This window comes from Vibrio sp. YYF0003 (genome assembly GCF_036350715.1).
GTDB lineage: Bacteria > Pseudomonadota > Gammaproteobacteria > Enterobacterales > Vibrionaceae > Vibrio > Vibrio natriegens.
The window spans coordinates 56,160-72,111 of record NZ_JAZDWA010000008.1; the positions used below are offsets into that span (position 1 = coordinate 56,160).

The 15,952-nt window shown below is 44.1% G+C and carries 14 protein-coding genes; 5 read left to right on the forward strand and 9 right to left on the reverse strand.

Features of this window, described 5'->3' with window-relative positions; all coding sequences use genetic code 11:
• Positions 1–3: 3 nt before the first annotated feature.
• The 7 genes from nrdR to V1U08_RS19700 form a co-directional block, all read right to left on the reverse strand.
• Positions 4–453 carry a transcriptional regulator NrdR gene (gene nrdR, locus V1U08_RS19670; protein WP_014231008.1) on the reverse strand — a complete coding sequence of 150 codons (450 nt, stop codon included), beginning with the start codon at positions 451–453 and terminating at the stop codon, positions 4–6.
• Between the two features lie 116 nt (positions 454–569).
• The gene (locus tag V1U08_RS19675; protein WP_330471290.1) at positions 570–1,820 is read right to left on the reverse strand and encodes a glutamate-5-semialdehyde dehydrogenase; all 1,251 of its coding nucleotides are present in this window, start codon (positions 1,818–1,820) and stop codon (positions 570–572) included.
• Between the two features lie 17 nt (positions 1,821–1,837).
• Positions 1,838–2,977, reverse strand: coding sequence for a glutamate 5-kinase (gene proB, locus V1U08_RS19680; protein ID WP_014231006.1), 1,140 nt, complete (start codon positions 2,975–2,977; stop codon positions 1,838–1,840).
• A 119-nt stretch (positions 2,978–3,096) separates the two neighbouring features.
• Positions 3,097–3,486, reverse strand: coding sequence for a sigma factor-binding protein Crl (crl, locus tag V1U08_RS19685; RefSeq protein WP_014231005.1), 390 nt, complete (start codon positions 3,484–3,486; stop codon positions 3,097–3,099).
• Positions 3,487–3,597: 111 nt separating this feature from the next.
• The gene (frsA, locus tag V1U08_RS19690; protein ID WP_014231004.1) at positions 3,598–4,845 is read right to left on the reverse strand and encodes an esterase FrsA; all 1,248 of its coding nucleotides are present in this window, start codon (positions 4,843–4,845) and stop codon (positions 3,598–3,600) included.
• A 91-nt stretch (positions 4,846–4,936) separates the two neighbouring features.
• Entirely contained in the window at positions 4,937–5,401 is a 465-nt protein-coding gene (gene tet(34), locus V1U08_RS19695; protein WP_014231003.1) for an oxytetracycline resistance phosphoribosyltransferase domain-containing protein Tet(34), read from the reverse strand.
• A 265-nt stretch (positions 5,402–5,666) separates the two neighbouring features.
• The gene (locus V1U08_RS19700; protein ID WP_014231002.1) at positions 5,667–6,956 is read right to left on the reverse strand and encodes an NCS2 family permease; all 1,290 of its coding nucleotides are present in this window, start codon (positions 6,954–6,956) and stop codon (positions 5,667–5,669) included.
• A gap of 1,009 nt (positions 6,957–7,965) precedes the next feature.
• Between V1U08_RS19700 and V1U08_RS19705 the strand changes: the two genes are divergently transcribed.
• Complete coding sequence (locus tag V1U08_RS19705; protein WP_330471291.1) at positions 7,966–9,438, forward strand: aminoacyl-histidine dipeptidase; 1,473 nt, start codon at positions 7,966–7,968, stop codon at positions 9,436–9,438.
• 79 nt (positions 9,439–9,517) lie between these two features.
• On the opposite strand, the gene V1U08_RS19710 is transcribed toward V1U08_RS19705, so the two are convergent.
• The gene (locus tag V1U08_RS19710) at positions 9,518–10,057 is read right to left on the reverse strand and encodes a DUF3332 domain-containing protein (protein ID WP_065299211.1); all 540 of its coding nucleotides are present in this window, start codon (positions 10,055–10,057) and stop codon (positions 9,518–9,520) included.
• A gap of 327 nt (positions 10,058–10,384) precedes the next feature.
• On the opposite strand from V1U08_RS19710, the gene V1U08_RS19715 reads away from it, so the two are divergent.
• Positions 10,385–11,452: a succinylglutamate desuccinylase/aspartoacylase family protein gene (locus tag V1U08_RS19715; protein WP_014230999.1), complete on the forward strand. Its 1,068-nt coding sequence runs from the start codon at positions 10,385–10,387 to the stop codon at positions 11,450–11,452.
• Positions 11,453–11,670: 218 nt separating this feature from the next.
• Positions 11,671–12,111: a DNA-directed RNA polymerase subunit beta gene (locus V1U08_RS19720; RefSeq protein WP_330471292.1), complete on the forward strand. Its 441-nt coding sequence runs from the start codon at positions 11,671–11,673 to the stop codon at positions 12,109–12,111.
• Positions 12,112–12,193: 82 nt separating this feature from the next.
• Here the strand turns inward: V1U08_RS19720 and V1U08_RS19725 are convergent, their stop codons facing one another.
• The gene (locus tag V1U08_RS19725) at positions 12,194–12,502 is read right to left on the reverse strand and encodes a DUF3622 domain-containing protein (RefSeq protein ID WP_014230997.1); all 309 of its coding nucleotides are present in this window, start codon (positions 12,500–12,502) and stop codon (positions 12,194–12,196) included.
• 498 nt (positions 12,503–13,000) lie between these two features.
• Between V1U08_RS19725 and V1U08_RS19730 the strand changes: the two genes are divergently transcribed.
• Positions 13,001–14,461: an RCC1 domain-containing protein gene (locus V1U08_RS19730; RefSeq protein WP_330471293.1), complete on the forward strand. Its 1,461-nt coding sequence runs from the start codon at positions 13,001–13,003 to the stop codon at positions 14,459–14,461.
• Positions 14,461–15,774 (forward strand): di-heme oxidoredictase family protein, encoded by a 1,314-nt coding sequence (locus tag V1U08_RS19735; protein WP_330471294.1) that lies wholly within the window; start codon positions 14,461–14,463, stop codon positions 15,772–15,774. Before V1U08_RS19730 ends, V1U08_RS19735 begins: the two co-directional genes overlap by 1 nt.
• Positions 15,775–15,952: the final 178 nt, after the last annotated feature.

The window sequence follows — 15,952 nt, forward strand, 5'->3', positions numbered from 1 at the left end:
TAATCAGTCTTCCAGACGGGCAATCTCTTCGCCAAATTCGCGGATATCTTCGAAACTGCGATAAACAGACGCAAAACGGATGTAAGCCACTTTGTCCAGTTCTTTCAGCTGATCCATCACCAAGTTGCCAATCATCTCACTTGGTACTTCACGCTCACCCGTAGCGCGTAGCTGGGATTTAATCATACTGATCGCCAGCTCAATTGCATCAGCGCTGACCGGACGTTTTTCTAATGCACGCTGAATGCCACCGACCATTTTATCTTCGTCAAACGGTTCGCGGTTGCCATTGGATTTAATCACCTTAGGCATCACCAGCTCAGCGGTTTCAAACGTCGTAAAGCGTTCACTACAAGTCAGACACTGGCGGCGACGACGAACCTGATGGCCATCTGCAACCAAGCGAGAATCAATAACTTTTGTTTCGTTTTCCGAACAAAAAGGACAATGCATATCACCTCCAATCAATGCGCTCTTAAAAGCCAAACTAGTGTAGCGGAATTGGTATGCGAGAGAAAACAAAAAGGGGCGTTATCGCCCCTTTTTCAATCAATATCGAGTGGAATATGTTAACTACGTACTAAGTAGTTGGCTTTACCTACCCATTTGTAGCTGGTCAGCTCTTCTAAGCCCATTGGACCACGCGCATGAAGCTTCTGAGTAGAAACGGCAACTTCAGCGCCGAGACCAAATTGTGCACCATCGGTAAAGCGTGTTGCCGCGTTAACATATACTGCCGCAGAACCCACAGAGTTGATGAACAATTCTGCATTTTCTAAGCTGTTAGTCATGATCGCATCTGAGTGGCTGGCGTTATGTACTCTCATGTGGTCAATGGCGTCTTTTACATCATCAACGACTTTCACACCGAGCGTGTAGCTCAACCATTCTGTATCAAAATCACCTTCGCCCGCATCGCGAATTTGCTGCGCGTTCGCCATCAGCGCTTTAGCTTTTGGTTCAGCAACAAAAGTCATCTTCTCGCTCATGCGCTCAACCAGCAAGGCTAAGAATTCAGCCGCCACGTTTTTGTGCACTAATAAGGTATCAAGTGAGTTACATGCCGATGGACGCTGTACCTTTGAGTTTTCAACCACGTTAAGTGACTTCTCAAGATCCGCCGATTCATCAACAAAAATATGGCTGATGCCAAAACCACCGATAATAACGGGAATAGTACTGTTTTCTTTACACATTTTGTGTAGGCCAGCACCACCACGTGGAATGATCATATCCACGTAGTCGTCCAATTTTAGCAATTGAGAAACTAGCTCACGGTCTGGCTTTTCAATGTATTGAACTGAAGCCGCAGGCAGGTTCGCTTTAGCTAATGCAGACTGGATAACTTTGACCAGCTCCATGTTAGAGAAGAAGGTCTCTTTACCACCACGTAAAATGCTGGCGTTTCCGGTTTTCAGACACAAGGCTGCGATATCAATCGTTACGTTCGGACGTGCTTCGTAAATCACACCAACAACACCAAGGGGAACGCGGCGACGAGCCAAAGACATGCCATTTTCTAGCACTTTACTGTCGATTTCGCTACCAACAGGATCATTAAGGCTGATCACGTTACGTACGTCATTCGCGATACCCGTTAAGCGCTCTTCATTCAGCAGCAGACGGTCCAGTAATGCATCCGTCAGACCTGCTTCACGGCCAAGTGCGATGTCTTTTGCATTCGCAGCCAAAATAGCCGCTGAGTTTGCTTCCAGCTCATCGGCAATGATAGCCAGAGCTTGGTTTTTCTGTGATGTTGACGCTGTCGCCAATTCAAAAGCTGCATCTTTAGCAGCTTTACCCATGTTCGTTAAATCCACTGTGCTTCCCTTAATTTCTATTCCTGAATGACGACAAGATCATCGCGGTGAATGACTTCTGAGCCGTAATCGTGCCCCAAGACAGTGATGATATCTTTGCTGTGCTTACCAGAGATTTTAGTTAAATCCTCGCTTGAGTAAGCACTAATACCACGAGCCACTAACTTACCATGAGTATTGGTAACACGTACCACCTCACCACGGGCAAAATCGCCACTGACCTTAGTCACCCCTTTGGCTAACAAGCTGCTGCCTGTGCCAATCACTGCGTTTACTGCACCATCATCGATAATAATATCGCCTGATGCAGCAGGACCAGCCAAGATCCAACGCTTACGGTTTTCCAGAGCTTCAGAACAAGGTAAGAAACGTGTGCCATGTGGCTGTGGGCTCAATGAATCAAAAATCACGTTAACGGCACTACCCGCAGCAATGATAACTTCAATCCCTGCGCGACGAGCGATATCTGCCGCTTGAAGCTTAGTCGCCATACCACCAGTACCCAGCGTCGTGCCACTGCCACCTGCAATTTTGCGTAGCGTGTCATCAATCGTCTTAACTTCTTTGATCAGCTCGGCATTTGGGTCTTTACGTGGGTCGGCAGTAAACAGTCCTTTTTGGTCTGTAAGGAGCAGTAATTTATCTGCACCACATAAAATTCCCACTAGAGCCGACAAGTTGTCGTTATCTCCGACTTTAATTTCGCTTGTCGCTACGGCGTCATTTTCATTAACGATCGGAACGATATCGTTTGCGACTAAAGCGTTAATCGTATCGCGCGCGTTTAGAAAACGCTCACGATCTTCCAGATCTGCACGAGTCAGTAGCATTTGGCCGATCTTGATATCGTAAATACTAAACAGAGACTCCCACGTTTGAATCAAACGAGTTTGCCCGACTGCAGCAAGTAATTGTTTACTCGCCATTTCGTTGGGCAATGCGGGGTATCCAAGATGCTCACGCCCTGCTGCAATTGCACCAGACGAAACCATTACCACTGAATGGCCTTGTTTCTTAAGTTCAGCACACTGGCGCGCCAGCTCAACCATATGAGCACGGTCTAGCGCGAGTGTCCCGCCTGTAAGCACACTTGTACCCAGTTTCACAACGACGGTTTTTGGATGTGAAACGACTGCATTTTGTTGATTCGTTGTCATGATGTCTTCTGAAGTGAAAAACAAATTAAAGGAGAGTTTTAACAATCAAATTGGGATTTAACAAGAGAAAAGGTGCGAAAACGCACCTTTTTGTTTTTCAGCGAAGAAAAAGGGCTGAATCAAGCAAAGTCAAACGACTCTGTATGGTATTCAACCTCTAATTTGAAATGCTCTTCGAGGGTATCGACCAGTTTCTGATGGAAGGTACTTTGTGTTAAGTAAACTTCCTCTACCGATTTTTTAGGCAACGCTTCCGAGTCCCATTGCCCTTCTTTATTGTATTTGCCAATGTGGTATTTGGCAGTAAAGCCCCCTTCGATGGCCTCTAAGTCCATCCACCAGCCCCAAAACTCTCGTTTTTCTGGTGATTTCTTATCGTCGACGCACACCGACAAACAATCAAAATAGTAACGACCTTCTTCTGATTGCGGTTCTCGTAGATAAGGCCCTATCGCCTTTAACTTAGACATCAAGCGAAAGTGAGTTGGCCCCTGAGTCGTCTCTGGCATATGAATCTCCGTTTCCATAATAAAAAGTGAATACTCAAGAATGATTATTATTTGATTATCATGAGCTTAATTTTTGCTCAGGTATTCACTTTAACTCAATGGGAAGGTTTGTCATCTTAATAATTCATCTTCCAACCACTTTATGGCCAAATCGAGGGATTGCTCATAACCTTTTGAAATAGACTTGGCGCTGATTTTTTTCGCCTGGCCATACTGACTAAACAGTGCAACTAACTGATTATCACTATGTGGTGAAACCGGATCGCCTTCCAAGCCCAATGCCAGAATTGGCACCTTAGTTCTACGGTTGGTTAGAAAGCCCTGAACTTTCAACGACCAGGCTTTCATTTGCCCTGCCATGCTGTTGATGTCTACCGCACTCTTGCCTAATCGTGATGCCAATAAATCCAGGTACATTTTCGGCATCTGCTGTAATTTTTGAGACGAGGTAAATAGATCGTGTACAGGCGCGCCCATCGCAACGCAGGCTTTGATCTTTTCCTGCTCAAGAAATGAGAGACGAACCATTGCATTGCCGCCAAAGCGAAATCCAACTAAACCCACTTTATGGTGATCAACGTAAGGAATCGAATAGAGCTCATTCAGGACTGCCTGATGGATACAGCTCGTATCTTCAGTCAGAGGCCAGTGTGAACTGTGTCCAATCGAAGGCATATCAACCGTTAGCATCGCAATATCTTTCGGCGCAAAATGATGACGGAACAGTTGCCACATGTCAGTTTGCAGACTATCCAACCCCGCACTAACCATCACCACAGGCAATTGCTTATCCGTTCTAGGCAGATGTAAATTCGCGATAATTTTTCGATTCTGGTACGGCACTTCGATTTGTTTGATCGTGTATTGGGTTTTCTCTGCCCCTTCCGAATACGCTTTGTTGGCCAGTACTTGAGCCTGCAACGCTAAGTTATCGTTCTTTAAATGCGGGTAGCCAGCGATACTGAAACACAAAGAGGCAGTAAAAAGCTCATCAGCAGCTGCTTCTCCTTGCAAATTTTCAGAGCGCTTTTGATGCTCCATGCCCAACTTGATCCACTCGAACGTCCAGTTTCCACTGTGGTAACCCATAACGGTATCTAACCATTCATCTTTAGTACGAGAGTGCTTTGATGACGCTATTTTAGATAATACCGATTCTATATCGATAGGAGGTACACCTTGCCATGCCCATTGCAGACGGAGTAAATGACGATACCAGGCACTATCTCCCTGCTCTTCTCTTTCATCGAGGATTTTCTGGCTAGTTGGCATGTACTGAGTCAATGCCGAGGTTTCTTTGGCTTGCTTGTGTTTGACAAACAAAGTTTCGGATAGGTTTTTACTGATATCTTCCGGCATACGAAGCGCCCTAGACTATTTGCAATATTTACAATGATAATAAAAAAAATGCCCCTAAACAGGGGCATTTCTCAATATTCTTTGACTGCAATTATTTTTGCTTGCGGTTTACCGGCTCAACGTACTGGATAGACATATCCCACGGCTGCTCGATCCAAGTATCTTGCTCAATATCAACAACGTAGTCATCAAGAAGCTCTTTACCTGATGGCTTAGCGCATACAGCAATCATTTTTGCTTTAGGGTACATTTCACGCAGTTGACGTGCTGTATCACCGCTATCTACTAGGTCTTCAACGATTAGGTAACCTTCACCGTCACCTTCTGGTGCTTTAAGCACAGACATATCACGCTGATGGTCATGGTCGTAGCTTGAAATACAGATAGTATCAACGTAACGAATGCCCAGTTCGCGAGCCAGAATTGCACCAGGAACCAGACCGCCACGGCTTACTGCCCAGATACCTTTCCACTGCTCAGCTGGCATTTGCTTTTCAGCCAGTTCACGACAGTAAGTCTGCATCGCATCCCAAGTGATAATGAATTTTTTACTCATTGTAATAACCTAATAATTTAAAAATATGTATCCCCAATATTCAGTGAAAAAGGCGGATAAACGACATATTCACTAAGCTCTCAAACTAAATTTGAGGCGGGGCTTAAAGCAGCGCAAACGATTATTCTACCGAAAGCTAATATTAATACCAATGGTGATATCAAATTTCTCCACATAGAGCGCAGAAACATCGATTTCGGTGAACAAAATAAAAATAAAAAGCCAGTAAGAACAGATGTCCTCACTGGCTTGGAACCAAATAGAATTAACCTACAAGGTATTTCACGATAAAGATGGCTGACATCACCCAAACACTGAGCGATACATCACGGCCTTTACCACTAAATAGCTTGATAGCAGAGTAAGCGATAAAACCTAGAGTGATACCTTCAGCAATTGAGAAAGTCAGTGGCATAACCAGACAAGTAACAACCACTGGTGACGCTTCAGTCAGGTCGCGCCAATCGATACTTACTAAGCCAGACAGCATTAGGATCGCTACGTAAAATAGAGCGCCTGATGTTGCGTATGCTGGAATCATACCTGCAAGAGGTGAAAAGAATAGAGCCAGTAGGAATAATACGCCAACAACCACAGCCGTCAGACCAGTACGACCACCAGCAGCTACACCCGCAACACTCTCAATGTAAGAAGTGGTGTTTGATGTACCCAGTAGAGCACCTACCGAAGTTGCAGTTGAATCAGCAAGCAAAGCTTTATTCAGGCGAGGAATGTTACCGTTTTCGTCGGTTAGTCCTGCTTTTTGAGAAACGCCAACCAGCGTACCTGCAGTGTCGAACAAGTCAACGAATAGGAAAGCAAATACAACGGAGATCATGCCAACTTCAAACAAGCCAGAGAAGTCTAGTTGTAAAAACGTAGGAGCAATACTTGGTGGTGTCGACATCACACCGCCCCATTGTACATCACCGAAAAGTAGTCCTAATGCAGTCACACCAAGAATGGCAATCATTACCGCACCTTTCACACCACGGTGAACAAGCGAAATAGTCAGGAAGAAGCCGATTGCAGCAAGTACTGATGGTAACGACGTAATATTACCCATCGAAACCAGTGTCGCTGGGTTATCAACTACGATACCTGCATTTTTTAGTGCAATAAACGCAAGGAACAGGCCGATACCCGCTGAAATACCGGTACGTAGAGAGTGAGGAATTGAGTTGATGATCCATTCGCGGATCTTGAACACACTTAATAGAATGAACAAAACACCAGAGACAAATACGGCAGCGAGTGCCACTTGCCATGTGTAACCCATTCCCAATACTACAGAGTAGGTAAAGAACGCGTTAAGCCCCATACCCGGAGCCTGTGCGATTGGATAGTTTGCTACCAAACCCATAATGAAACAGCCAATGGCCGCAGCAAGACAGGTTGCTACAAAAATAGCGCCACGATCCATGCCTGTGTCAGATAGGATAGCTGGGTTTACAAAGATGATGTAAGCCATGGTCAGGAAGGTAGTAACACCTGCGATGATCTCAGTGCGCACATTTGTGCCATTTTCACTGAGCTTAAAGAGCCTTTCGAGCATGATCGAATCCTGTTAAAGGTAAAAAGTAAACGGTTGCGTAATCGATTGTGTGAATTATAAAGTTATCAAATAGCAAATTCTAGATAGAATCTTCACTCTAAATGGATTTTTTTGCAGGATATGAAACCCATTCGCTAGGATTCTTCGCACGAAAAAAAATTAAGACTTAATAAACAATGACTAGCGAGTTAGGACACAAAACGTACAAAGAATACAAACTGAACAATGTTCTAAACTTTCAAAAGGAAAGCTCGATTTCTAGTTAGCTTTTAGAGCGTATTGCGTGAAGATATCGCATTAGACAGGACAAGCGATAAGGGAATTGGCACTTAGTGATGAATTTTTAGACAAGCCACGAAAAAGAACATAAAAAAACGCCACTCAAAATGAGTGGCGGCGAATCATGTCAGAACTATTACTGAAAAAAAATTCCAAATTATAGGGGTGAACAAACTGTTCAAGTCACATGCGTTGACAACTTACTTAGTAGCCAAAGCTTGTTGGGTATACAAAGTTACCGGTATATACAGATTTGCTATTCCAGAACATTGTACTTGGTAAACCTTTCATAACTATCACCTTCTTAATCAATTAATGCAGTCGTTGATTCTCAGTTCCTTGGAGGCGATTAACGGACTCATCCTTTGAGCATTTTATTCTTCTCTCTGAAGATGGTTATAAATATACCACCAAGAAATTTTATTACAAGGCTTTTAGTGACTCAAATCACAAAAATTAACCCAGCACACAGATAAATTGCGATTATTGTAACTAAATTACACTTTTATAAATAAACGTGTGAGGAAATATGACAAAAATCTCATTGTGTCGTGATTCTCATTCATAAACTGTGACAATACTGAAAGAAATCCTTCGGTCGCCGACTACTAGTCGCGTTCTTCAGGTGGTATCCTTGGGCTATTCAAGCCAGATGGCACTAGCAGTTTATGCTAACCATATGTAATTTTCACAATGCATATCTGGAAATATAGATAAAAAGGAGCTTTCCGTGTCTGAATTCCATTCTGAAATCAGTACCTTGTCACCCACTCCACTTTGGCGCTTTTTCGATAAGATTTGTTCTATCCCTCATCCATCGAAGCATGAGGAAGCACTGGCACAATACATTATCGGTTGGGCAACAGAGCAAGGATTTGACGTACGCCGTGATCCTACTGGTAACGTCTTCATCAAAAAGCCAGCCACTCCAGGTATGGAAAACAAAAAAGGTGTGGTTCTTCAAGCACACATCGACATGGTGCCGCAAAAGAACGAAGACACTGACCACGACTTTACTAAAGATCCAATTCAACCATACATCGATGGTGAATGGGTAACCGCAAAAGGCACTACTCTCGGTGCTGACAACGGCATCGGTATGGCATCTTGTCTTGCGGTTCTTGCTTCTACCGACATTAAGCATGGCCCGATTGAAGTGCTGCTGACCATTGATGAAGAAGCAGGCATGACAGGCGCATTCGGGCTTGAGTCTGGCTGGTTAGAAGGTGAAATTCTGCTAAACACCGACTCTGAGCAAGAAGGTGAAGTCTACATGGGTTGTGCTGGCGGTATCGACGGTGCAATGACATTCGATATTACTCGTGATGCGATCCCAGCAGGCTTTGTCACTCGCCAACTAACACTAAAAGGCTTAAAAGGCGGCCACTCTGGTTGTGATATTCACACGGGTCGCGGCAATGCCAACAAATTACTGGGTCGCTTCCTGGCAGGTCACGCTCGTGAATTAGACCTTCGCTTGGTTGAATTCCGCGGTGGTAGCTTGCGTAATGCGATTCCTCGTGAAGCATTCGTTACTGTTGCACTTCCAGCAGAAAACCAAGACAAGCTTGCAGAGTTGTTCAACTACTACACTGAGCTACTGAAAGCTGAGCTAGGTAAAGTAGAAACCGGTATTGTTACTTTCAACGAAGAGATTGCAACCGACGCTCAAGCGTTTGCTTCTGTAGACCAACAGCGCTTCATCGCGGCGCTTAATGCATGTCCAAACGGCGTTATTCGTATGAGTGACGAGATCGAAGGTGTCGTAGAAACCTCTTTGAACGTTGGTGTCATCACCACCGAAGAGAACAAAGCAACCGTACTTTGCCTAATCCGTTCTTTGATTGATTCTGGCCGTAGCCAAGTGGTTGGTATGCTGCATTCCGTTGCGGAACTGGCTGGCGCTCAAATCGAGTTCTCAGGTGCCTACCCTGGCTGGAAACCAGATGCGGATTCAGAGATCATGGCAATCTTCCGCGATATGTACGAAGGTATCTACGGTCACAAACCAAACATCATGGTGATCCATGCAGGTCTAGAGTGTGGCCTATTTAAAGAGCCTTACCCTAATATGGACATGGTATCTTTTGGTCCTACGATCAAATTCCCTCACTCTCCTGACGAAAAAGTGAAGATCGATACCGTTCAGCTATTTTGGGATCAAATGGTCGCTCTACTGGAAGCGATTCCTGAAAAAGCATAATCACTTATTGCGTGAAAATAAGATAAAGTCAAAAAAGGGTGCAATCGCACCCTTTTTTATTGCAGATGATGCTAGCTGATTACACACGCGTTTGTGCGTAGGCTGCCAACTCATCCATTGAAGTCTTAGCTACCACTGCACCATCAATGTAGTAAGTGACAAAGTCGCCTTCACGTACGCCAGTCAACAATGCTTTGTCACCATTACTGTAAGTAATGTCCATTTGAATGGTGTTTTCGTCGATTTGTTCCATTTGGCCTTGCTCAATCACGCGATTATTCGCAAGAGGGCTAATTGGAGCTGTTGTCAAAGACTTATCTAATTGATGGTTTACATCAATGTAAGTATCCACCTTAGAATCAAAAATATGCGGCTTACCGTTTAACGGGTTTTTACCTGTCCAAAATTCCAATGAGTTAAATACGATATAATCAGCTGCGATCGCTACACCATAAACGGGTGCCATAAGCATGTTCAGACCACCACGAGCATAACGGTTATCAACAGCTTTTAAGTTAAAGCCCATAACATAACCAGTCACTGCATTACTGCCCACACAACCTGAAAGCGCAACTGCCACAGCAGTCATTACGCCAATTTTAGCTATTGCCTTTTTCATCAAAACCTCAGAGTAGAGTTTATTCGGTCAAAATCCGGCGCGGATATTAGCTAAATAAAAATGAGGAAAAAAGCCATATTTTGTCACTAAAAGTTTTATTATTACTTTTAAGACTCAATTAGTTAGAGGCTAAATAGTTACCTGCCAATATATAGAAATAACAAGATAAAACCGTTATAACTGGCGTCATATTTACAACATAAATCTCACACAAGAGTGATTACTCGCGTTAATTAAAATAATTTGTCGTATCCTTAATCAAAATGATTAGTTTGATTATGACGCGATTGTTACATTGTTGAAAAACTATTGGAAAGAGATGGTTTTATGGTTAGAAGTAAAAGAAGCAAAACCTTTGAGCTCCTCGGATATCAAGTACAACCAGGTCAGCGATTAGAGATCGAATTCGAAGCCGCACAGCTTTATACGCACTCTCCTTTGTCGATTCCCGTAGAAATCATCCACGGAAAACAAGACGGCCCAGTACTGATGGTTAACGCTGCCATTCATGGGGATGAGCTCAACGGCGTTGAAATAGTACGTCAGATGATTAACCAATTAGATCCACAGAAGCTGAAAGGCACAGTCATCGCTGTTCCAATAGTGAACGTATTCGGATTTATCCATAAGTCTCGTTACTTACCAGACCGGCGCGATCTCAACCGTTGCTTTCCGGGTAGTGAGAAAGGCGCGCTCGCATCGCGAATGGCATATGGCTTCTTTAATAACATCGCGAAACGTTGTAACTATATTATTGATTTACACACTGGTGCTATCCATCGTACCAACCTGCCACAAGTACGGGCGAATCTTAGTAACCCGGAAACATTACGAATAGCGAAAGCCTTTTCCACTCCAGTCATCATCGACTCAGCATTGCGCGACGGCTCTTTGCGCAGTGAAGCGGAAAAATGTGATATTCCGGTGCTCACCTACGAAGCGGGCGAAGCGTTACGCTTTGATCCACTCTCAATCAGTGCAGGTGTGTTGGGTATTCGTCGTGTCATGCAGGCAATAGGTATGTTGCGGGCAAGCCGTAAAAAATTCCCAGAGCCAGTGATCGCGAAGTCGACCAGTTGGGTTCGTTCACCAGGAAATGGCATTTTGCGTACTGTGGTGAATTTGGGAGATAAAGTTGAACAAGGCGAAACCCTCGCCTATATCAGTTCTCCCCTTGGGCATATTGAGCTGGAACTCACCGCACCTAAAAGCGGTCTGGTCATTGGCCAACACACGCTACCTTTAGTAAATGAAGGTGATGCTATTTTCCATCTGTCTTACTTCAAGCATGGTGACGATGAAGTTGGTCAAGCCGTGGAAAACTATATTGAAGAGCTGAACGAGTATGATGTTGAACAAGTCACGACAGGTCAAATACCACTCGACGTTCAGTAAAGTACAAAGTTAGAAAATCGAAGCCTAGTTGTGTTAACGCTGGGCTTTTCCCTCCCAAAAGTAAAACTATGCTTCCTCATCAGATTGCCAAGCTATTAAAACAAAGGTTAGCCTCTGACTAAGTATCAACTCCCAACAGAGATACCTCGTGCAAAGAAACACAATTGCACAGTGTTTTATTTATTTGTATGATACCTGCTTTTGCTTGCATTCATACTATGTACAAAACCTTTTCTATTACTCTGATGAGTTTCGTATTCTCGACGTACAGTTTTGCCCAGTCATCAGATCTTATTGCCCAATACTTACAAGAACAAAACCAGCAGTCATCTTATGACGATCACTACGCCCATCCCGTTGCAGCGCAGTTAGATACAGAGGCTAAATCCACAGGGGTAATCTGGCGCGAAGATGGCAAACCAGATCACTGCCAATACGTTAAAAACCGATCTGCAGCTACAGGTAATTTTGACTACGGTGAAGCGACCGATCTGTCCGATGGCTTACATCATTTCGATTTACCGCCAGTACATTCACCCAATATAAAAGTATCGCATCGCGTTTATGCCAATTCGCCAAATTTATTGCCAGGCAACCAGCAGTTCTCGACACCATCAGAAGGTTCAATCAGCCTTTCAATCTCATCGGACTGTTTTTGACTAACATAACACCTATAAAAAAGCCCTGAACAATACGTCAGGGCTTTTTAACATCACAAGTTAACTTGTCTAAATCGAAGTCTTATTCTTCGTCAGCTTCTGCTTCAGCATCACGCGCTTTACGAGCTTCTTCTTTACGAACTTTAGCTGCAAGTTGCTCAGCTTCACGCTCTTGACGTTGAGCTGCTTTACGTTCGTTGCGAACTACTTGGTTTTGAACAAAACCAGCCAGCTCTTGTTCAGCCCAAGCTTGAGCTTTCTCTTCACTTTCAAAACCAGTTTCACGCTTTGATACTACAGTTTTACGAGAAGTTACTTGGCGAGTGATCTCTGCGCTCCAGCCGTTACGTTTTTCAGTTACGCGGATAGCAAATTTTTGATTTTTTGACATTTAATTCATTTCCTAAGGGATTAATCAGGGATTCGGTCAACTTGATAACTCCATCTAAGCTGAGCTGTTTAACACCATCCCTTGGTAAGCGCGGTATTAGAGCATAAATCACCGTTGTTGGCTGCAAATTTTTTCCTTACTTTTTTAACTTCAGCGATTCATGGGGAATAGCCATGATAACAACGCGACTCAAGCTCATTTGATTTTTTCAAAGAAATACGCCACTCCGCAATTCCGTATACGCCCCGCTTAAAACCCACAAGGTAATTTCACTTTGACCACTTTAAATTCTCAGTGTCAATACAAGTGCAGTGATGTAATCAAGGGAATATATGCAGAAACGAGTAAGACTGACACGGTTAAATTTAACCCAGCTGAGTTAAAGGCAGGTTAAAAATGTGAAGAGAAACACAATAAACCATCATCCATATGGATTAATTACTCTAAAAAACATATATAACCAACCGTAATAAAAACAATTCTCAGTTAGATTATCAAATGAAATTAACAAAGACACTTTTGGCAGTACTCGTTACTGCCCTTGCAGGTTGCGATTCTAATGACGAAGCGACCACTGCTAACTCTGGACCAGATACCCAACTAACCAAATCGTGGGATGCTCATAGTACCTATGCTTCGGAAACAACCGTTTCCGGGACCAGTAGCGACACTGACGGTGTGGAGTCAGTGACCGTTTCAATCAATGGTACTGTTCATTATGCTGACTTCGATGGCCAAAACTTTTCACTAAAGATCAACTTGGTACCGGGCTTAAATAACTACACCGTGACGGCAACAGATTCACTAGGCAATCAAACATCATTGGAAGATCAAGTCTATTTCGGTCATCAAGTATCTGCTGGCGGCGCTCATAGTGGCGCTATCTTAGACGGAAAACTATGGACTTGGGGTCGTAATAACAAAGGACAAACTGGCCACGGGTATGTCAGTACTCTTGAAGAAGAAAACCACCCAACTACTCCAACGGAACTGACCGTTATTAGCGAGGAACAAGCCGTCTCATTTGTATCATTGGCATTCAACCAAAATGCCTCTATTGCACTTGATAGCACAGGTCAGGTTTGGGCTTGGGGTGACGGCGACGGAGGCCAACTTGGTTTGGGTGAAGACGATGACATATTGAGCGAAGAAGATGTATTAAGTCCGCAAAAAATATCCTCTTTGGAGAATATTATTTCTGTCGCTCGTGGATATGATCACACTGTAGTTCTCGACGAACTAGGCCAAGTGTATACCTTTGGTGAAAACGACAAAGGACAATTAGGTAACAACTCGCTAGAGGACTCCGACTTCCCGGTAAAAGTTGAGATATCAGATATTATTCAAATTGAAGCTGGATCAGACAGTACTTACGCACTAGATATTAACGGCAACCTATACGGATGGGGGCAAAACAACAATGGTCAGCTCGCACAAGGACAAGACTATGTTGAAGATATCCTTATCCCTACTCTGATTAACTTACCTGAGAAAATCACCTCATTTTCAGCGGGTAAAGCACATGTCATCGCAATTGGGGAAAGTGGTCAGCTTTATGGTTGGGGTCTGAACGCAAGCAATCAATTAGGTAATGATGAGGACGAATCATGGCCAAGAGAGCTTTATGAAGCAACAGTATTACCTTGGGTTGAAGATGGCGTCATGGTTTGGGCAAACGGTAACCAAAGCTTTGTTGAAAGATCAGATGGCCAAATATACCCGTGGGGTAACAATGGTATGGGTACATTAGGACTAGAAACTGATGAGAGCCCTATCGCTCCGACGGTTGCAATTACAGACCTGTCTTCGGTATTAGACATCGGTGCTGGCGCATTACACACCGTGGCTCTAAGGTTCGACAGCGTATTGTTCACTTGGGGCTGGAGCTTTGAAGGGTCTTTAGGGATCCCTGATCCAATTAATGCTTGGGGCTACTCTTTGCCACAGAAAGTGAAATGATGAAAAAGTCTTTATTATTTCTGTGCAGTATTTGGCTTTTTGGTTGTGACGGTTCATCGTCACAATCAGAAGATCAGCCAGCATACGTTGAACTTGGGCCTGCAGGTGGCGTAGCCACTGTTAGCTATGATGCAAACAACGGCTTTTTGCAATTTATTCCTGAATTGGACATTCAAGACTATCACGGAGCCTCTCAAGGCAGGGAGCTGTTCATCGCTACATGGCTTCCTGCTCCCGGAAGCCGTGAACTGCTCGATGGTTTAGGCCCTTTGGCAATAACGGATTCATGTACAGGTTGTCATGAAACATCAGCCAGAGCTGAATCACTGAAAAGTGATGGCAGTACGGGAGACGGCATTTTATTCCGCTTGGCAGATAAAAACGGTGCCATCGACCCATTCCTTGGTGGACAGTTGCAAACTTTTTCTGCCGATGGGTCTCCAGAAGGATCCGTGACTTGGACTAAAGGCAGCAGTGACGAAATTCTCTTTCATCTTAATGATGCAATGAATCCTCTCGCGGAAGGGGTGTCTTTGGGGCCTCGCCTCTCACCACAGCTAATTGGCATGGGGTTGCTGGATTTGGTTCCAGAATCAGTCATTCTTGACTATCAAGATATCGAAGACAGTAACTCTGATGGTATTTCAGGGCGGGCACATCAGCTAGAAACATGTATCGGACGTTTCGGCTGGAAAGGCGTTCACTGTACTTTAGAAAGCCAAGTAGCAGGTGCTTTCCATCAGGATATGGGACTCACATCCAGCTATAACCCTGCAGAGCCTTGTACTGAACAACAAGAGGTTTGCGAATTGATGCCATCTGGCGGTTCGCCGGAAGTATCCGATGCTTCACTCGAAGCAATTAATGACTTCCTGACCATTCTTGCAGTGCCTGAACGACGCAACGGAAGCAGCATTGCTTTCCAGCAAGGTCGAAAGCTGTTTATGGATGTAGGCTGCAACGCTTGCCATCGAGAGTCACTGACGACAGGTGAAGTCTCTCGTTTCCCTATTTTAAGCAATCAAACCTTCTATCCATATACAGATTTGTTATTGCACGATATGGGAGCTGACTTAAGCGATGGTGTGAAAGAAGGCAGTGCAGAACCAGCAGAATGGAAAACCCCACCCTTATGGGGACTTGGTCTTATCGAAGGTGATGGTCAGAGCCGATTTTTACATGATGGTCGCGCTGAAGATCTGCAAAGTGCCATTTTGTGGCATGGCGGAGAAGCGCAATCCGCTAAACAAGCGTTTGTAGAGCTAACTAAAGAAGACAAACAGTTACTCTTAGATTTCCTTCGCTCCATTTAGCTAACAGCCGCGTTTAAATGCCAGTAAGCAATTGCTTACTGGCATTTTTTATTGCGTAACAACTAGAAAATACGCTGTAAACCAGTCACTCAGACCCAGAAGCAGAAGTCATCACCATCAAAATTTCAAAGACACTATCGAGCATACTCTTGGTGAGAGTTTGGTTGGTAAAAACAAA